Genomic DNA, 19,034 nt, shown 5'->3' with positions numbered 1-19,034 from the left:
GAATACTTATGACAACCTTCAACACTCCTCCAAAAGTCCACATCATTATCCCCGCCCGCTATAAATCCACCCGCCTACCTGCCAAGCCTTTGCTCGACATTCACGGTAAGCCGATGATTCTATGGACAGCCCAAAAAGCCCTACAAGCCACCTTTGCCGACAGTGTGTGCGTAGCAACTGACGATGACAGGATTTATAAGGTGTGCCAAAGTGCAGGCGTGCCTGTGGTTATGACAGGCGAACACGCCTCAGGTACGGACAGACTGGGCGAAGTGGCAGGGCTGTTGGGCTTTGCTGATGATGATATCGTGGTTAATATGCAAGGCGATGAACCGCTTGTACCACCTGTGCTACTTGAACAAGTGAAAAATTTACTCATCGAAAATCCCCATTGTGTTATGGCGACTTTATGCGAAGTGATTGATAATTATGACGATTTTTATAAAAATTCGGTGGTGAAAGTCGTCAAGGCGGGCAATCAGGCTCTGTATTTTAGCCGTAGCCCCATGCCGTACGATAGAGGCGGGCATTTAAAAGATGAGCTTGGTGAGCGACCCAAAAACGCCTATCGTCATTTGGGATTGTATGCCTACCGAGTTAAATTGTTAAAAGAATTTGGCGCATGGGAGCAAGGCGAGCTTGAAGTGTTAGAGAGTCTTGAACAATTACGCATTTTAGAAAACCACCAAAAAATCGCCATTGATGTGGCAACGGTCAGCCTACCGCTTGGTGTGGATACGCAGGACGATTTGGATAGGCTAAATGCTATGCCTTTTGAGGAATTTGTGAAGTTTTAATGGAGAGAGTCATGAAATTTTTACCCCTAACCACCCTATCTTTGGCGTGCGTGTTGGCACTTAGTGCTTGTGATAAGCCTCAAAAAGAGCATGCTTCTGTACCTGTTGGCGATAATAAACCCGCCCTAAAATTAGACAATTCGCCCACCGCACAACTGATGGCACAAACCCTAAAAATCGGAGCATGGAGTGCCATCAAAAGCTCCTCACAAGACCCTCAAAATTTCAAGCTAAGTGATACAGAGCTTGCATGTTTGCTTGATTATGATAAGGCTCTTTTTGTGGAGGCTGGCAATGCAGAGACACAAAGAATGCTTAATGAGGAGCTATTAAACGCCTCTGATGAATTTTATCAAACCGAAGCTGGGCAAGCCTTATTGCAATTTGTAACACAACTAAAAATCGACCATCAAGGCAATCCCATGCCAGAAGATGGTACGATGGTTGCCGAAGAATATATCGTAAAAAGTAATGAATTTAACGAATCTGAGATTGGTCAAAAATTGAAAGCGGTCGCCCAGTCAGAACAAGACGTGGCAAGCACCCAAAAACTCTTGATGGAGTTGGCAAATAAAGAAAAAGCCCGTTGTCAGATTGCCAATTAACATGATAAAACTGTTTGGTGGTTGATACCAAACGGTTTTTAATGAATTTAATCAATAACACCATACTACCGCAGGCAAATTTAGCGTGAGCGGTTATTATGGTTGTGAAGTGAGTAAAGTACGTTAATCATCTTGCATTCCCTTGACAAATGCCCATTGTAAGGGGGCGGTAATGATGTCGGTTGCCAATGCAAATGGCAATAAAGCAATTTTTGCACCGCCAGAAAAATCACGCTCCGTCTCCATGCGTCCAATCATGAACTGATAACGCTTGCTTAGGGCTTTGGCATCGCTCCGTAGTTGCTCGGTAATCGCTGATTGGTCTTGATACATTTTGCCCGTCAGCGTCATTCGTGTCCGCTGGGTATCACGCTCATTAACCCATACCAGTCCTGTTTCACTGCTGTGATTAAAGTTTAAAGATTTAAAAAATTCGGCATCATTTTGATATTCATAGGACAACTTTACCCCAAACCAAAATTGATTGTTTTTATCTATTTTAATGCTGTTGTGGTGAACGTCATTATAAATGCCATTAACCCAAACATTCCAAGTCATGCGTTTGGTGTTGAGTTTGGGGTTATTTAAAATGGCTTTTAAGCGTTCGGTTTGTTCGTTATCATCAAAAACATACACATAGTTATCACCAATCATCAACAGTTTATTTTGTTGTTTGTCAAAAACAAAACTGGCAACGCTGTCCTTGTATTGATAAATAAATTTCTGATGTGTTTGGGGTTTTGCACTACTTAGCACTTCATGTGATAGTAGACAACCTGTGATGCCTGTACTCACAAAAACAGTAAGCAGGGCGGTTAATATGAGCTTTTTCATTGGGTTGCTCCTGATGACACGGATTGTTTGTTATAAGCGATTGATTTAATTTATCATAATCATCAAAAAATACAAGGGTGGTTTGTGTGATTTTATTTGGCTGATGATGTGATGAAATCGTTCAAAACAAAAAATCCCATTTTTATATTTTATCCTTTATAATAGCAATTTTTGCTGGCGTTATCATGACCGACCAAATCAAGCACGACCTACCTTATTTTTCGCCCTTGTTGTCATGGCAAATCAAGGCATGGGAGCAAGTAACCCACCAATTTAATGACGGCAAATTACCACATGGACTTTTGGCAAGTGGCATGGCAGGGATTGGCAAACGAGACTTTGTGTGGCGACTGGTGGCGTGGTTACTTTGTCATGACAAAGCGGAGACGGGAGCGTGTGGGGCGTGTGAGAGTTGTACTTGGCTAAGGGCGGGAACGCACCCCGATGTCATGGTGCTGCCTGCCACCAGTTTGCTCACGAGCGATGACACCGAGCAAATGTCCATTAAGATTGATGATGTGCGAGCCTTGCAAGAATACAGCCACGTCAAAGGGCAGGGCGTACGACTCATCGTGCTTGACCATGCCGAGACGTTGACGCTGGGGGCAGGCAACGCGTTATTAAAAACCCTAGAAGAACCACGAGCAGGCGTGCATCTACTGCTCATCAGCGACAATCCCAGCAAACTTTTACCCACCATAAAAAGCCGTGTGCAAGCCCTACCGCTTGGTCAGATAGATTATGGCGTGGCGTTGTCTTATGTGGCGGATAAATTGGGTGATGAGTCTTTGGCTTGCCTTGCCCTAGATTTGGCGGACGGGGCGGTATTACGAGCGGTGGAGCTACCTAGTATGGCGTGGTTTGACAAACGCACGCTATGGCTAAAAACGTGGCTGAGTTTACGGCATGGTCAGCGTTTGCCTGTGAGTGCGAGTGATTATTGGCAAGGGGTGCTGGATTTGGCGGATTTTATCGTGCTGACACGGCTCATGCTCATGGATGTGGTGCGAGTGGGCATGGGGCTTGGCAGTCGCCATACGGACATTGATGTGGCAGGACTCATAGGCGATGATGTGCCAAGCCTTGTGCAAGTGGAGAATTTTTTGGCAACGCTTGATGATGTGGCGGCGGCACTCGCCCAAAATGTCCAAGACAAAATGGCGTATGATAAAATCTTTTATGAATTGGTAAATTTATCATGATTGAGATTTTGTACCAAGATGATGATTTGGTGGTGGTGAACAAACCTGCGGGTATGCTCGTCCACCGCTCGTGGCTTGACAGTCATGAGACGGTGTTTGTGATGACGGCGTTGCGTGATTTGTTGGGTCGCCATGTCTATCCCGTCCACCGCCTTGACCGTCCGACTTCTGGGGCGTTATTGTTTGCGTTATCCAGCGAAGTAGCACGGATTTTGTCAGTACAATTTGAACAACATACGGTAGAAAAATCCTATCTGGCGGTGGTGCGTGGCTATCTGACGGGTGGCGGACGGATTGATTATCCTTTAAAGGTTAAACTCGACAAAATCGCTGATAAATTTGCTGACACCGACAAAGCTCCCGAAACAGCAATCACCGATTATCACAACTTGGCAACTTGTGAGCTACCTATCATCTCCACACCCCGCTATACCACGTCTCGCTATTCGCTCATGAGCTTAACCCCAATCACAGGTCGCAAACATCAGCTAAGACGGCACATGACTCACTTATTTCACCCCATTGTGGGCGACACCACGCATGGCGACACCGCCCAAAATCGTGCGGTGGCAGGGTTTACAGGTGTATCGCGACTACTTTTGCACGCTCAAAGTTTGGTATTTGATGATGTGCAGGGCAGGCGAGTTAAGGTGGTTGCTCCACTTGATGAGGGTTTTGGCAGGGTGGTGACAATGATGGGTTGGAATGACGTGAGCTGGGGTGGTGTGCCGTAGTTTGATTTTGCCAAAGAAAAACACCCTAAAATGACTTAGGGTGTTTTGATGAATGATTAAGTTACGCTTGCTCAACCCAGCGTTTTTGGCTTTCTTTAATCACTTCTTTGGCGGTAGCAACATCAAAGAAACCTTCAACTTTGGTCGTGCCAGCTTTTTTCAAATCTTTGTAATGGTTAAAGTGGAATTCTAGCTGTTTGATGAGCTGTTTTGGCAAATCATCTAAGCTGTTGTAAGCGTTGCCGTTGTTGCGGTCGTCAGCAGGGACTACGATGATTTTGTCGTCTACTTCGCCATCATCGACAAACTTCATCACGCCGATGACTTTGGCTTTTAGGAAAATGCCTGTGGTCAAAGGTTGCTCAGTGATGACAAGGGCGTCAAGCTCATCGCCGTCCTCATCTAGGGTTTGGGGGATAAAGCCATAGTTGCAAGGCTTGGCAAAAGCAATTGGCTCAACACGGTCAAGTTCAAAGCACGCCAATTTACGATTCCACTCGATTTTGTGGTTTGAGCCTGTGGGGATTTCAATAACGACATTAATCTCGCCACCGTCCACATCGCCTGCGTCTAGGATTTTGTTAAAATCTGCCATAAGAGTTTCCTGTTTTGGGTTCAAATTTTTGTTATTTTAGAATAAATTGATAAAATAAGCAAGTTAATCATACTGGCGTTCCAAACACATTGGTGCAGAAAAGCAATCAGCACTGCCGTCTGTTGGGTTGCCTAGTATGTCCAATGCTTTATGTAATTGCAATCTTGCCAATTCAATATTTCGCCATTCTTCATACTCTTCTGACGGATATTCTTCTGGTTTTAGGGGGTATTTTTGTTCTCTCTCATCAACAGGGGTGGCAACAAATTCCAAATAAGCCTGTGCTTTTTTGCCAAGAGCGTTGTCTTGTTTTGCCAAATCAATAAAATGCTCTTCAACGGTTTTATCATCACCTTCTTCTGTATGACCAATAAAAGCGGTTTTATCATCTTCTAGCCAATGGGTATTTTCCGAACCAAAAAATAAATAGTATTCATAAAATTGATACAAATATTTAGCGTCATCAATAAATTGACTATCAGGATATTTTTTTATAAAATCTTGCCAAAATAAAGTTCGTTCTATCAATTCTCTTAGGGAAATGGCAATACCCGCATCGCACCAAAAAATTTCTTGATTGTCTTTTGCTAATTGGTTGATAAAAATCGCTTGGTCTTTGGGTAAGTGGGGTGTAAATAAATCAGCAAAATTTTGATACTGATGACGAAATTCAAAAAGACCTTCACAAAGATAAGTGGGCACGATTTTTTTATCTTGCGAAAGCTCAATTAAATATTGCATTTTTTTGGATAAGGTTGCCAGCTCTTTGGGATTCTGGGTTTTATTTTCGGCAAGAGCCGTCATAATGTTATAAAATACTTCGCCATCTGTTTCATCGTTTAGCTGACCTTCTTCCCAATATCCCAAAAACCGCTCATAAGCTTTATGATAATCATTCGCCCATTGTAATTGGGTGGCGTTGTTGACGGTGGGCAAACATTCTTTTAATTGGCGTTCAATGCTTTCAATCTCATCAAATTTGCTTTCGTTGTTGATGGATTTTAATGTTTGACTAATGGCATTACAATCGGTTTTGCTGGTTGTTTCTGTTTTATTTTCATCTTGAATGGGTATGACTTCTTTTAAAACTTGTGGTTCGGTTTTAATTTCACTTTTATTTTCTGGTTGGCTGGGTGTTTGGTTATTATTGCAAGCCAATAACAATCCAGAAATCAATAAGGGTAACAGTAATTTTTTCATTTTCAATCCTTAATTGGTAAGGTGCGTATTACGTACCATTTTTGGTTCGTATTGATATTTTTATGATTGAATTGTTAAAAATATCATCGTAACTTAATCTCGCCACTCCGTCTTTTTACCAAATTATCAATGAGTTTTAAAATAAATTCATCGGTATTAAATTCACAAAATTGGGCAAGTTTTACCATCGTCATTCCTGCATAACCACACGGATTGATGGCATTAAAGGCGGATAAATCATTGATTAAATTGATGGCAATGCCGTGATAACTGTGTCCGTGTTTAATTTTAAAACCCAAAGACGCAATTTTGCCCAGCATATCGCCATCGGTGTTATAAATATACACACCAGGGGCGTCTTTTCTTGCCTTTGCCACCAAGGTATCGGGCAAATAAAAATTCACCACATCTTCAATGGCTTGCTCAGCGTGGCTGACCAAATCTCGCACGCCAAAATTTAGGGCATTTAAATCCCACAAAAAATACGCCACAAGCTGTCCTGTGCCGTGCCAAGTTACCTGTCCGCCCCTGTCGGTTTGGATAATGGGCGTACCGTTGTCGTACAAGATATGCTCTTTTTTGCCTGCTTGCCCCAATGTATAGACATCTTGATGCTCCACAAGCCATAACTCGTCAGGGAGTGGATTTTCTGATTTTTTATGCTCAATCTTGTTTAAGGTTTGGGAGAACATTTGTTCGTGCGTGGTGGTGTATTCAGCGTTTGGTAAGGGCTTGATGATAAGGTTGTCAAAGTGGGGCAAGGACAGGGCGGAGAGGTTTAGGTTGTTCATTGTGTTTTTTCCGATAAAATAACGTCCATTATAGCAGATTTTTATTTACAAAATTTCCCAAAAATAAGGCGACTTTTTGGTAAAAATGGGGTATCATTAAATATTTTCATTTTTATAAGAAAGCGCCATGAAACCCATCATCACATCTTTGCTTGATAACGACCTTTACAAATTCACCATGCTCCAAGCCATGCTCCATCAATTTCCCCAAACGCATGGTGTGTATCGCTTTCGCTGTCGCAACAACGACCAACTCGCTTTCCCACTTGGCGAGATTAAGGATGAAGTGGAGCAACAGTTGGACTTGCTTTGTACGCTTAAATTCACCCAAGACGAGCTGGATTATTTGCGTAATTTACGTTTTATCAAGCCCGATTTTGTTGATTATTTAGAATTATTTCAACTAAAACGCCGTTTCATCAAGGTTTGGGTGGACGATGAAAATCGCCTAAATATCGAGATTGAGGGGGCGATGATTCAGGCGATGTTTTTTGAAATTTTTGTGCTATCTATTGTTAATGAGTTGTACTATCAAAAACTAAACGACCCCAACGCCTTGATTGAGGGGCAAAAACGCCTTGACGAAAAAGTCGGTGCCATCAAGCACTATGAAATGCTTGAACGCTCCGATGTGCATAATCCTGCCTTTTCGGTAACGGATTTTGGGACACGCCGTCGCTATTCAAAAGAATGGCATTATCACGTGGTGGCAACGCTTGCCAAAGCCTCGCCCAGTATTTTTAAGGGAACTTCCAACGTCTATCTTGCCAAAGAGCTTGGGTTAACCCCCATTGGCACGATGGCACATGAGTTCATGCAAGCCTTTCAGGCTCTTGATGTGCGACTGCGTGAAAGCCAAAAAGCAGCGTTGGAATGCTGGGTGCGTGAATATCGTGGCGATTTGGGGATTGCCTTGACCGATGTGGTGGGCATGGACGCATTTTTAAAAGATTTTGATTTGTATTTTGCCAAGCTCTTTGATGGACTGCGTCATGACAGTGGCGACCCCTATGAGTGGGGCGATAAGGCGATTGCTCACTATGAAAAACTCAAAATTGACCCAAAAACCAAACTGTTGACGTTTAGTGATGGTTTGACTCTGCAAAAAGCATGGGATTTGCACGAATATTTTAAACAGCGAATCAAAACAGGTTTTGGTATCGGTACAAATTTGACCAACGACATGGGTTTAACTCAATTGAACATTGTGTTAAAACTTGTCCAATGCAACGGTCAGCCTGTTGCCAAGCTCTCTGACAGTCCTGGTAAGACGATGATTGATGATGATACCTATTTGGCGTATTTGCGACAAGTGTTTGATGTCAAAAGTTAAGTTTTGGTTTAGTGGGATTTGACAGATTGTCTAAATTTGCCAAATTTGAAATAAAAACCGTCATCAAACACATGAGCGGTTTTATTTTTTAATCGTGTTATTTGATTATTTTATCCAAAAGGAGTGATGATGTCTTTGTCTAATACGATTGTTATCAACCATCAGCATTTGAGTGATGTTGAAAACGACCATGACTTTTTTTGTAAAATTCGTCATCAATTTCATCAAAATCCTGAGCTTGGGTTTGAGGAGTATCAAACCAGCGAGATGATTGCCAAGCTGTTAAGCGAATGGGGCTACGATGTTCATCGTGGGCTTGCCAAAACAGGCGTGGTCGCCACCTTAAAAAATGGCGATGGTGATAAAGTCATCGGACTGCGTGCCGACATGGACGCTTTGCCGATTGTGGAAAACACAGGCAAGCCTTATGCCAGTAAGGTGGTTGGCAAATTTCACGGCTGTGGGCATGATGGGCATAGCACGATTTTGCTGGCTTGTGCCAAACAGCTTGCCAAAACAAAAAACTTTAATGGCACAGTGCATTTGATTTTTCAACCTGCCGAAGAGCTACTTTATGGCGGTCGTGTCATGCTCGAAGATGGTTTGTTTGACAAATTCCCCTGCGATGTGATTTTTGCCATGCACAACATGCCACGCCTAAATGTGGGTGAGTTTTATTTTAAAACAGGAGCAATGATGGCGTCCTGTGATACCCTAGAAATCCGCGTGCAGGGCGTGGGTAGTCATGGAGCAATGCCTGAATATGGCGTTGATGCGACATTGGTGGCGTGTCAGATTGCGGTGGCATTACAAAGTATCGTCTCTCGTAATGTCTCGCCCCTTGACCAAGCAGTCATCACGGTCGGTCATATCGGCTCTGGCGATGCTCCCAATGTCGTCAATGCCGAAGCAATGATGAAGCTGAGTGTGCGTGCGTTAAATCCTGATGTGCGTGAAAAGTTGCTTGCTCGTATCAATGAAGTTGCCACCTTACAAGCCCAAAGTTTTGGAGCAACCGCAACGGTTCATCACGTCAATGGTTGCCCCCCTCTCATCAATGACGAAGTAGCCACCAACTTCGCCATGCAAGTAGCACAAGGTTTGGTTGGTGCTGATAAAGTACATACAGACATGCCACCGCTGATGGGTAGTGAGGATTTTGCGTTTATGCTTGAAGCCAATCCCAATGGCAATTATTGCTTTATCGGTAATGGCGGTGGAGCAGGGGCATGTATGCTACATAACTCCGCTTATGATTTTAATGATGAAGCCATTGTCCCAGCGTCAGCGTATTTTTGTAATTTGGTGGAAAACTATCTAAAATCATGATTGAGACATTATCATGATGATTTAAAACCAAAATCCAATTCATCTTATTCATTTGTTTATGGTCTAAATGGTGGGGAATTTTATGACGACAAATGTTCAATCTGGCGACAACAGCACATTTCGTGGCAATGATAGATTGCTGATTGGTATGGTGCTAGGTGTGCTGACCTTTTGGCTATTTTATCAGTCCATGTTTAATGTCGTACCATCCATCCAAAAAGATTTGGGCATGAGCGACACCTCACTCAATGCGGTGATTAGCTTAGGTTCACTGTTTTCTGGGTGCTTTATCATTTTGATGGGGGGCTTGGCTGACCGTTTTGGGCGAGTGCGTTTTACGTATATTGGCTTTGGTCTAAATATTTTGGCGTGTTTGGTATTGTATTTTAGTTCGTCTGCCGTAACCTTTGGGCTTGGGCGAGTGTTACAAGGATTGTCAGCAGCGTGTATCATGCCAGCGACTTTATCCATCATCAAAAATTATTATCACGGGGCGGATAGACAAAGGGCATTTAGTTTTTGGTCAATCGGCTCGTTTGGTGGGTCTGGCTTGTCGTCCTTTGTGGGCGGGGCAATCGCCACGAGCATGGGTTGGAAAAGCATCTTTTTACTCTCAATCGCCATTTCGGTGGTTGGCATGCTACTCATCAAAGGCACACCAGAGAGCAAGTCGCACGAAGTCTCCACGCATCGTTATGATTATGTGGGGCTGTTTAGCTGTGTGATTGGGCTACTTTGCTTAAACCTACTCATCACCAAAGGGTTTAAGCTAGGATTTGCCAACAGTTTTACGCTAACCATGCTCGCTGGGGCGGTAGTGATGGGGATTGTGTTTTTCCGTACCGAAATTCAGCGTAAACATCAGGCATTTTTGGATTTTTCATTATTTAAAAATCGTGGCTACAACGGGGCATGTTTATCCAACTTTTTGCTTAACTGCATGGCGGGTACGATTATCATTGTCAATACCTATCTACAAAAAGGTCATGGCTTGACGTCATTTCAAGCTGGGGTCAAATCGCTTGGCTATGTATTGATGGTGATGATTATGATTCGTGTGAGCGAAAAGCTCCTGCAAAAATTTGGCTATAAAACCCCGATGTGGCTTGGCACGGCAATCACTGCGTTAGGTGCGTTAGGTCTATCCATGACCTTTTTGTCGCATGAGATTTATATGTGGTGGGTGTTTGTGTCTTTTGCGGTATTTGGTTTTGGGCTTGGCTGTTATTCCACGCCAGCAGCTGACTGTGCGATGGTTAATGTGCCACTTGATAAAGCTGGCGTGGCGGCAGGCGTGTTTAAAATGGCAAGTGCTTTGGGAGCGTCGTTTGGTATCGCCACAGGGGCAACCATTTTTAGCGTGTTTAAGGATTCAGGAGCTCACGTTGCCGCCCAAAATGCGTTATTTGTGATGGCAATCTTTGGTGTGCTTGCGACCATTTCGGTGCTTGTCATGATACCTAAAAAGAGCCAAGCACAAGCATGATTTATTGATAAATAACATAGGAAATTTTTATGACTCAACTCAATCCAGCATTAGACCCTAACTGGCAATCTGACGCCCTAGACCCTAGTTTTGGTTTTTTTGAACAAACTTTGGCGGTGCGTGGCGGTTATCATCGCACCGATGAGGGCGAGCATAACGAAGCCATTTTTGCGACCAGTTCTTATGTGTACCAGTCTGCCAAAGACGCTGCCGACCATTTTAATGGCAACAAAAAAGGCAATGTTTACTCTCGTCATACCAACCCCACCGTGCGAGCCTTTGAACGCCGATTGGCATTATTAGAAAATGGCGAACGCTGTGTGGCGACCGCCAGTGGCATGGGGGCGATTTTGACCATGTGCCTTGCGTATTTAAAGGCAGGCGACCACCTGCTCTGTGCCAAGCAGTTGTTTGGTTCATCGGTGGCGTTGTTTGACACTTATTTTAAGGCGTTTGGTGTGGAAGTTAGCTATGTGGACTGCTTTGACAATGACGCTTGGGCAAAGGCGATTCAAGACAACACCAAAGTGTGTTATTTGGAAAGTCCGAGCAACCCACTTGCCCAAATTGCTGATATTTCTGCCATTAGCAAAATCGCTCACGACAAGGGGGCATTGCTGATTGTCGATAACTGCTTTGCCACACCAGCCATCCAAAAACCCCTAGATTTGGGGGCGGATGTTGTCATTCATTCGGCAAGCAAATATATTGATGGTCAAGGGCGAGTTTTGGGTGGGGCACTCGTTGGCTCTGATGAACTCATGGAAAAAGCCTTTGGCGTGGTGCGTACTGGGGGGATTAGCTTATCGCCCTTTAATGCGTGGGTGTTGTTAAAGGGGCTTGAAACCTTGTCTTTACGCATGAAAGCCCATTGTGAAAATGCCAACCGTGTGGCTGAATTTTTAGAAAATCACCCAAAAGTTAAAAAAGTGCATTTTTCAGGCTTGCCCACCCACCCAAGTCATACGGTTGCCAAAGCTCAGCACGCCGCCTTAAAAAATGTTGGTGGTGGGGCAATTACGGGGACATTTGGGGCGATTATTGGTTTTGAAGTGGCTGACCAAGCGTCCGCATGGCAAGTCATTGACAGCACAAAAATGATTAGTATTACCAATAACTTAGGCGATGCCAAAACCACCATTACCCACCCTGCGACCACCACCCATTTTAGAATGACGCCTGAGCAAAGAGTGGAGGCAGGTGTGAATGACGGTTTAATCCGCTTGTCGGTGGGGCTTGAAAATGTGGACGACATCATCAATGATTTAAAACGTGGTTTGGATAATCTATAAGGAGAGACACATGACAACCATTAACATCGCCATCATCGGTGGCACAGGCTATACAGGCGTGGAACTGATTCGTTTGCTTTCACAACACCCCAATGCGTGCATTCGCTATTTGACATCACGCAGTGAAAAGGGGCGAGCGGTGAGTGAGATTTTTCCAAGTTTGCTTGGGGTGTGCGATGTCCGATACAGCGACATGACGGACGAAGTCATGGACGAGATTGGACAAAACTGCCAAATCGTCTTTTTTGCCACGCCACATGGGGTCGCCATGAAATACACGCCAAGCCTGATTGCACAAGGGGTCAAGGTCATTGATTTGGGGGCGGATTTTCGTTTGCAAAGTTTGGCTGACTTTGAGACGTGGTACGGACTATCACACGACTGCCCAGACGTGCTGGCAGGTGCGGTGTATGGTTTGCCAGAGATTCACCGTGAAAAAATTCGCACCGCCCAAGTCATCGCCAATCCCGGTTGTTATCCCACCACCGCCATTTTGGGTTTAAAGCCTGTGATTGACACCCAAAATCAGGCAAATAAGCCTTTGATTTTAAAAAACATCATCATCGATGCCAAATCGGGCGTTTCAGGTGCAGGGCGTAATGCCAAGATGAATTTGTTGTTTAGTGAGCTGTCGGATAACTTTTCGGCTTATGGGGTGGCAGGTCATCGCCACACGCCTGAGATTTCGCAGGGGGTGCATGACTTTTTGGGTTCAACCTTTGCTCACAAAATCCGCTTTGTGCCACATCTTGTGCCGATGATTCGAGGCATGTTTAGCACCATTCATCTGACGCTGACCGATGACGGGCAGGCGGTGGATTGGCAAGCGGTGTTTGAGCAAACCTACCAACATGAGCAATTTGTGGACGTGCTACCCAAAGGCTCGCTCCCTGATACTCGCTCGGTGCGTGCGTCCAACCGCCTAAAAATCGCCGTTCACCAAGATGATGACATGCTGACCATTTTGGTGGTGCAAGACAACCTTGTCAAAGGGGCGAGCGGTCAAGCGGTGCAAAACATGAATATTCTGTGCGGATTGCCTGAAATGACAGGGCTTGTGGCAGAGTTTGGGGGCTGTGCGGTTGTGCCGTGATAATTGCTGATTGTATCTAACTAAGCATTGTCTATGGTAATAAACAGGCAATGTCTGCTTAAACCAATGAATAAGGATAAAAAATGAACACCATTTTACCAAGTTTTGAAAACATTACCGAATTAAATGAGCATTTAACGCCATTTCCAAATAGTGATGATATTTTTGTAGAGCATCAATCTTGGTTAAAAGAACACTTCTTGCCGTTAATTTCTATTGATTTGGGAATGCTTAAAGAGGAATGGCGTGGGCAAGTGGTGTATTTGTTAAATCCCTTTGAGCCGATTGAAGGGTATATTGGTGAAAGTACGCACGATTTTCATAATGAATTTACGGGCGAAAATTGGTTTGCGTTTAGATTAACCAATGACAATCGTTATGAGTTTTTGGGTAATGAAGGGTATTTTGAGAGAAGTTCTATTCATCAAGATAGCGATATGTTGGATGAGGAGATTTTGGAAGAATATGATGAATTTATCCAAGAAAGCATTCAAAATTATCAATTGGCACAAGAATATTTTGCCAAAACCAATAAATTGGTAAATATTCACACTTCAAAACTTGATGATAAAATTGACCAAGAAAATTGGTTAAGTGATTTGGGTGGTGCATTGTCTGAACAATATGGGAATTGGGTTTCAAGTCCAAAACCGCCAAAAGCCTTTTTAAAGGAATTGGATGACGATAAATTGGCAATCAGTTATAATGGCAATCCCTTTTATTTTATTGCAGGTGTCCCCGCTTATAATTATGGGTGTAGTGGGGCGGATTGGATTGTGATGTTATATGAACCAATTAGTCGTATTGTATTATTTACTTTTGATTGGTCTTAACTGGGAGTTTTTTTATGCAAACAACCTTAACTGTACAAGGCATGACCTGTGGTGGCTGTGCCAAAAGCGTAGAGCGTGCCATAAACGAGCTGGCAGGCATATCAAGCGTGGCGGTGGATTGGCGAGCAGATCAAGTGGTCGTATCGCACGATGACACGGTCAGTCAGGCGGACATTACAGGGGCGATAGAAGATGCAGGGTTTGAGGTGGTGTGATTATGGTACAAAATGGGGGTTAAATTACCCCCCCATTTTTCAGACAAAGCACATTTTTACAGCACGGTGTTTTTGATGATGCCATAATCTGCTTTATTTAGTCTTGCCCCAAATTGTGCCACGACACGACTTGCCACGCTCCCTGCCAGAGCCACGCATGCACCATCGTCTAGACCCTGTGATAGGGCGTATAGGTAAGCCCCCGCAAAATTATCGCCCGCTCCGTTGGTGTCTACCACATTGGCAGATGGCACATCGTACAAATGTACACCATCTTTGGTGGCGATGGTGGTGGGTTTTGCTCCATTAGTGATGATGGCTTTTTTGGTGTGGGCGAGTAGGGCTTGCACCGTCGTCGCTTCATCATCGGTATCTGCAAAGAGTTTGGCTTCGTCCATATTACAAAATATCATGTCCACGCCACCAGTCAGCCATGATAAGATAACATCTTTGGCGAATTTAATCACCGCAGGGTCAGCAAAGCTTACCACGATGTCCACCCCTTGCTCTTTGGCGACTTGACATAGTTTGGCGATGGCAGGTTGCACGGAGGGGCTCATGGCAAGATAGCCCTCTAAGTACAAAAATTTCGCCCCTGCCAGCACCTCAAAATCCACATTGCTCTCATCAATCTCGCTACTGACCGCCAAATTGGTTTGCATGGTGCGTTCGCCATCGTCCGTTACCAGCACCACGCACGAGCCTGTTGTGCCAGTTACTGTGGCTTTGGTGTTATTAATAGATACACCCATGTTTGCCATGTCAGACAGATAAAATACGCCATGTTTGTCGTCCCCAACACGGCAATGATAATGAGCATGACCGCCCAATGCACAAAAGCACGCTACTGTGTTGCCTGCCGAGCCACCGCCTGCTTGTTTGTTGGGGGTAAGACCCTGCTCGTTAAGCATGGCAAATAGAGCGGTTTGTTCATCGGTATCGGCAAGTGTCATCAATGCTTTGGCAAGTTTGGTGTGGGTAAGTAGCTCATCTGTGATTTTAAATTCGGTATCCACTAGGGCATTACCGATGGCGACCAGCTCGTACATGTATTCTCCTAAGGGTTAAAATTGCCATTATAACAAATGTTGGGCGGTTTTTGGGTGTTTTGGGGTGTTGAAATATCATGACTTTATGATAATTTTTTTGTATAATGGGCGGTTAATTTTTTATTTTTATGCTAACAATGAACGCTACCGCCCAAAAAATCCCTGTCGTTGCCACTTTTTCGCCTACCGATGACAACACAGACAACGCATTATCCAACAAAACCAACCTTTTGGGACTGTCCAAAGGGCAGTTGGAAGTCTTTTTTGAAAGTTTGGGCGAAAAAAAGTTTCGGGCAACCCAAGTGATGAAATGGATTTATCAGTTTGGCGTGTCAGATTTTTATCAAATGACCAATTTGTCCAAAAAATTGCAAGCGGTGCTTGACGACAAGGCGTGCATTGTTCCGCCTAAGGTTAAATTTAAAGAATTTAGCAACGATGGCACAAGAAAATGGGTCTTTGAAGTGGCAGGCGGGTCGCTGGTTGAGACGGTGCTTATTCCTGCCGAAGACTCTAAGGAATTTGGGCGAAAAACCTTATGTATCAGCTCGCAGGTGGGCTGTGCGTTGGACTGTTCATTTTGTAGTACAGGTAAACAAGGCTTTGAGCGTGACTTAACCCCTGCTGAGATTATCGGTCAGCTTTGGGTTGCCAATGCCTCTTATAATGACGGCGTGCCTACCGAACACCGCAAAAATATGGTAACCAATGTCGTGATGATGGGTATGGGCGAGCCTTTGCTCAATTATGAGCCTGTCGTTGCCAGTATGAGCCTAATGCTTGATGACAATGCGTATGGGCTGTCCAAACGCCGTGTTACACTGTCCACTTCGGGCATTGTGCCAAAAATGTACGATTTGGCAAAGGACATTGATGTGGCACTCGCAATTAGTTTGCACGCTCCTAATGATGAACTGCGAAATGAGCTTGTCCCCATTAACAAAAAATACCCATTGGCGGAGTTGATAAAAGCTGCCAAAGCCTATGTTTATGATGAAAATCCCAGACATAAAAAACACATTACCATTGAATATGTGATGTTAAATGGCGTCAATGACACCAATGAACACGCACAGCAGTTGGTAAATTTATTGAAAGATTTGCCAAGTAAAATTAACCTAATTCCCTTTAACCCGTTTCCGCACGCTCCTCACCAAAGGTCAAGCAATAACCGCATTCGTGAGTTTAGTAATATTTTAAATAATGCAGGGTTTGTGTGTACTGTGCGTCAAACTCGTGGCGATGACATTGACGCTGCTTGTGGACAGCTGGTTGGGCAAGTGGCGGACAGAACGAGAAGGGCGATGAAGTGGCAACAAAAAGTTGCTGGACATACAAATGATTGATGAGGTTTTGTGAAGTTTTTATAAAATCATCAAAAATATTGGCAAACATGGCTGATAATTGTTAGAATGTCGGATATTGTTTGGTTATTTAGTTTTTTGAGAATCACATTGGAAAAATCATGAAGTATTTGGTTGTATCAGCGGCGTTGGTCGCTCTACTTGCAGGCTGTCAAAGCACTACGCATACCTCTACGATGGTCTATCAAGGTACTGATCCATCACAGCGTACACGCAATAAAACTGAGGTGGCGGAGGCTAGAACGGCATTGGCAGCACAATACATCTCTCAGCGTCAGCTTGATGCAGCGAAGCGTCAGCTTGATGAGGCGTTTGAGGCTGATCCTCGTTATGCGCCTGCTTATGACATGATGGGTAACTTGCTCAAAGTAGAGGGTAGCCCTGCTAATATTGCAAAGGCAGATGAATATTTTAGAAAGGCCATCAGCTTAGACTCAAATTTTATCCAAGCACGCAACAACTACGGTGTGTATCTTTCCGAGCAGGGGCGTTATCAAGAAGCCTTAGAGCAATTTAATATTGCAGGGGGTACGCTTGGCTACCGTAACCGTGTTGGGGCGCTCGAAAACTTGGGTCTAACCCACCTAAAACTAGGTAATACAGCATTGGCAGAAGCCGCCTTTATCAAAGCGATTGAAACCGACAGAGGTGTGTTGGTAGCCAAGATGGAGTTGATTGATATTTTGATTAATAGACGAGAATCTTTAAAAGCCAAAGACTATTTTGATGACTTAAAGTCAAGCATGCAAATGTATGGTCAGCCCATGCCACCACGTCTTTTATATCAGGGCATTCGCCTAAGTATCCTACAAAACAATCGACAAGAAACCCAAAGATTATCCAGTCAGTTATTATCCCAATACCCATTGTCCAATGAAGCCAAAAAACTCAAACAATGGTTAAGCAACCCAATAGGAGCATTACAGTGAGTCTTTCCACCAATGATAAAACCACCTCCAATACTGGCTTTGGCGGTAAATTAAGAAGTGCTAGAACCTCACGAGGGTATTCACTAGATGCGGTTGCTGGCGAGTTAAATATCCTAAAACGCCATGTACAGGCGATGGAAGATGAAAATTTTGATGCGTTGCCACAGTTTGCGTTTGCTCGTGGTTTTGTGGTTAATTACGCCAAATTTTTGGGTCTTGATGTTGATGAGTTTGTCAAAGAATTTGAAAATATCTATCCTGACAGCAAACGCACCAAAAGCGTGGAAGACATTAGAGCACCTCTTGTTCCAATGGGGACGATTGAGCGTGGGCGTGGTGGTATTCACTTTAATCCATGGTTGATCGCTGGTGTGGTGGGTTTGGTTATTTTTGGGTTTGTACTCTTGAAGATTATTGCCAGCGCCACTCAGAAGACAGACGAGCCAAGCCTAGATGTTCAAGCTCAGACGCTTAGTCTAAATGAGCAGGCACAAGGGGCAGCGATTGGTTCGGCGGGGTCGGCCTTGGATTTAAATAACCAAAGCACACAAGTTGTCACAGGTCAAGGCGTGGTGGATATTTGGTCAAAGGGTGATGTCAATATCAAAATCACCGACAAAAACGGCAACGTGCTTATGCAGGGTGTGCAATCTCGTGGAGGTTATCAGCTAAAAGGCGATGTGCCATTAACGATTGAGATTGACAATCCTGCTCAGGTGGATTTAAACTTCAACCAACGTCCTGTGCGACTTGGCGAATACACCAAAAACGGCAAAGCAACCCTAAATTTGCAATAATATCGTGAGCTGATTATCATGTCAAACCATCACAGCCCCATTATCCGCCGAAAAACCCGTCAAATTATGGTTGGCAATGTTGCCATTGGTGGCGATGCTCCCATTAGCGTGCAGTCAATGACCAATACCGAAACTTGCGATGTGGCGGCAACGGTCGCTCAGATACAACGCTGTGTGGACGCAGGGGCAGATTTGATGCGTGTTTCTACCCCCACGATGGAGAGTGTTCAGGCGTTTGGTGAAATTCGTAAACAGGTCAATATTCCGCTCATTGCTGATATTCATTTTGATTATAAAATCGCTTTGGCGGTCGCCGAAGTAGGGGCAGACTGTCTGCGAATTAACCCTGGTAACATCGGCAATGAACAAAAAGTCAAAGAGGTCATCGCCTGTGCTAAACATCACGGCTTGCCGATTCGTATTGGGGTCAATGCAGGCTCACTAGAAAAAGATTTACAAAAAAAATATGGCGAACCAACAGGGCAGGCGATGTTAGAATCAGCAATGCGTCATATTGATATCTTAGACCGTCATAACTTTTTTGATTATAAAATTT

Annotated in this window: 20 protein-coding genes; 15 read left to right on the top strand and 5 right to left on the bottom strand. The window is 44.1% G+C overall.

Features of this window, described 5'->3' with window-relative positions; genetic code table 11:
• Nucleotides 1–8: 8 nt before the first annotated feature.
• Complete coding sequence (gene kdsB / locus Q4B79_RS07585) at nt 9–797, top strand: 3-deoxy-manno-octulosonate cytidylyltransferase (protein ID WP_303085823.1); 789 nt, start codon at nt 9–11, stop codon at nt 795–797.
• 11 nt (nt 798–808) lie between these two features.
• Nucleotides 809–1,402, top strand: a complete 594-nt coding sequence (locus Q4B79_RS07580) for a hypothetical protein (RefSeq protein ID WP_303085822.1) — start codon at nt 809–811, stop codon at nt 1,400–1,402.
• A 123-nt stretch (nt 1,403–1,525) separates the two neighbouring features.
• Here Q4B79_RS07580 and Q4B79_RS07575 read toward each other — a convergent pair whose 3' ends face one another.
• Nucleotides 1,526–2,236 carry a hypothetical protein gene (locus Q4B79_RS07575; RefSeq protein ID WP_303085821.1) on the bottom strand — a complete coding sequence of 237 codons (711 nt, stop codon included), beginning with the start codon at nt 2,234–2,236 and terminating at the stop codon, nt 1,526–1,528.
• Nucleotides 2,237–2,421: 185 nt separating this feature from the next.
• Between Q4B79_RS07575 and Q4B79_RS07570 the strand changes: the two genes are divergently transcribed.
• Nucleotides 2,422–3,438, top strand: a complete 1,017-nt coding sequence (locus Q4B79_RS07570; RefSeq protein ID WP_303085820.1) for a DNA polymerase III subunit — start codon at nt 2,422–2,424, stop codon at nt 3,436–3,438.
• Complete coding sequence (gene truC, locus Q4B79_RS07565; RefSeq protein ID WP_303085819.1) at nt 3,435–4,172, top strand: tRNA pseudouridine(65) synthase TruC; 738 nt, start codon at nt 3,435–3,437, stop codon at nt 4,170–4,172. The genes Q4B79_RS07570 and truC overlap by 4 nt, the downstream gene beginning before the upstream one ends.
• 61 nt (nt 4,173–4,233) lie before the next feature.
• Here truC and Q4B79_RS07560 read toward each other — a convergent pair whose 3' ends face one another.
• The 3 genes from Q4B79_RS07560 to lipB form a co-directional block, all read right to left on the bottom strand.
• The gene (locus Q4B79_RS07560) at nt 4,234–4,767 is read right to left on the bottom strand and encodes an inorganic diphosphatase (RefSeq protein WP_303085818.1); all 534 of its coding nucleotides are present in this window, start codon (nt 4,765–4,767) and stop codon (nt 4,234–4,236) included.
• Between the two features lie 63 nt (nt 4,768–4,830).
• On the bottom strand, nt 4,831–5,967 hold the full coding sequence (locus tag Q4B79_RS07555) for a hypothetical protein (RefSeq protein ID WP_303085817.1): 1,137 nt from the start codon (nt 5,965–5,967) through the stop codon (nt 4,831–4,833).
• 83 nt (nt 5,968–6,050) lie between these two features.
• Nucleotides 6,051–6,758 carry a lipoyl(octanoyl) transferase LipB gene (gene lipB / locus Q4B79_RS07550; protein WP_303085816.1) on the bottom strand — a complete coding sequence of 236 codons (708 nt, stop codon included), beginning with the start codon at nt 6,756–6,758 and terminating at the stop codon, nt 6,051–6,053.
• 127 nt (nt 6,759–6,885) lie between these two features.
• Between lipB and pncB the strand changes: the two genes are divergently transcribed.
• The 7 genes from pncB (at nt 6,886) to Q4B79_RS07515 (ending at nt 14,339) form a co-directional block, all read left to right on the top strand.
• Nucleotides 6,886–8,091 (top strand): nicotinate phosphoribosyltransferase, encoded by a 1,206-nt coding sequence (gene pncB, locus Q4B79_RS07545; RefSeq protein WP_303085815.1) that lies wholly within the window; start codon nt 6,886–6,888, stop codon nt 8,089–8,091.
• A gap of 129 nt (nt 8,092–8,220) precedes the next feature.
• Entirely contained in the window at nt 8,221–9,420 is a 1,200-nt protein-coding gene (locus Q4B79_RS07540) for a M20 aminoacylase family protein (protein ID WP_303085814.1), read from the top strand.
• Between the two features lie 82 nt (nt 9,421–9,502).
• Complete coding sequence (locus Q4B79_RS07535; RefSeq protein ID WP_303085813.1) at nt 9,503–10,906, top strand: MFS transporter; 1,404 nt, start codon at nt 9,503–9,505, stop codon at nt 10,904–10,906.
• Nucleotides 10,907–10,935: 29 nt separating this feature from the next.
• A complete protein-coding gene (locus tag Q4B79_RS07530; RefSeq protein WP_303085812.1) occupies nt 10,936–12,198 on the top strand; it encodes an O-succinylhomoserine sulfhydrylase in 1,263 nt (420 codons plus the stop codon).
• Nucleotides 12,199–12,208: 10 nt separating this feature from the next.
• Nucleotides 12,209–13,291, top strand: coding sequence for an N-acetyl-gamma-glutamyl-phosphate reductase (gene argC / locus Q4B79_RS07525; protein WP_303085811.1), 1,083 nt, complete (start codon nt 12,209–12,211; stop codon nt 13,289–13,291).
• 83 nt (nt 13,292–13,374) lie between these two features.
• On the top strand, nt 13,375–14,124 hold the full coding sequence (locus Q4B79_RS07520; protein WP_303085810.1) for a hypothetical protein: 750 nt from the start codon (nt 13,375–13,377) through the stop codon (nt 14,122–14,124).
• Between the two features lie 14 nt (nt 14,125–14,138).
• A complete protein-coding gene (locus Q4B79_RS07515) occupies nt 14,139–14,339 on the top strand; it encodes a heavy-metal-associated domain-containing protein (RefSeq protein ID WP_303085809.1) in 201 nt (66 codons plus the stop codon).
• A gap of 56 nt (nt 14,340–14,395) precedes the next feature.
• Here Q4B79_RS07515 and Q4B79_RS07510 read toward each other — a convergent pair whose 3' ends face one another.
• A complete protein-coding gene (locus Q4B79_RS07510; RefSeq protein ID WP_303085808.1) occupies nt 14,396–15,388 on the bottom strand; it encodes an adenosine kinase in 993 nt (330 codons plus the stop codon).
• Between the two features lie 128 nt (nt 15,389–15,516).
• Here Q4B79_RS07510 and rlmN point away from each other — a divergent pair, with 128 nt between their 5' ends.
• The 4 genes from rlmN to Q4B79_RS07490 all read left to right on the top strand — a co-directional run.
• Nucleotides 15,517–16,734 carry a 23S rRNA (adenine(2503)-C(2))-methyltransferase RlmN gene (rlmN, locus tag Q4B79_RS07505; protein ID WP_303085807.1) on the top strand — a complete coding sequence of 406 codons (1,218 nt, stop codon included), beginning with the start codon at nt 15,517–15,519 and terminating at the stop codon, nt 16,732–16,734.
• A gap of 119 nt (nt 16,735–16,853) precedes the next feature.
• Nucleotides 16,854–17,681 carry a type IV pilus biogenesis/stability protein PilW gene (gene pilW / locus Q4B79_RS07500; RefSeq protein ID WP_303085806.1) on the top strand — a complete coding sequence of 276 codons (828 nt, stop codon included), beginning with the start codon at nt 16,854–16,856 and terminating at the stop codon, nt 17,679–17,681.
• The gene (locus tag Q4B79_RS07495) at nt 17,678–18,478 is read left to right on the top strand and encodes a helix-turn-helix domain-containing protein (RefSeq protein ID WP_303085805.1); all 801 of its coding nucleotides are present in this window, start codon (nt 17,678–17,680) and stop codon (nt 18,476–18,478) included. Before pilW ends, Q4B79_RS07495 begins: the two co-directional genes overlap by 4 nt.
• 18 nt (nt 18,479–18,496) lie before the next feature.
• Nucleotides 18,497–19,034: flavodoxin-dependent (E)-4-hydroxy-3-methylbut-2-enyl-diphosphate synthase (locus Q4B79_RS07490; RefSeq protein ID WP_303085804.1), on the top strand; the 538-nt coding region annotated here is incomplete at its 3' end.

The sequence above is a fragment of the Moraxella sp. genome, from assembly GCF_030525845.1.
Classification (GTDB): domain Bacteria; phylum Pseudomonadota; class Gammaproteobacteria; order Pseudomonadales; family Moraxellaceae; genus Moraxella.
Note: the sequence above shows the minus strand (reverse complement) of the source record. Positions and strands in the feature narration are given on the sequence as shown.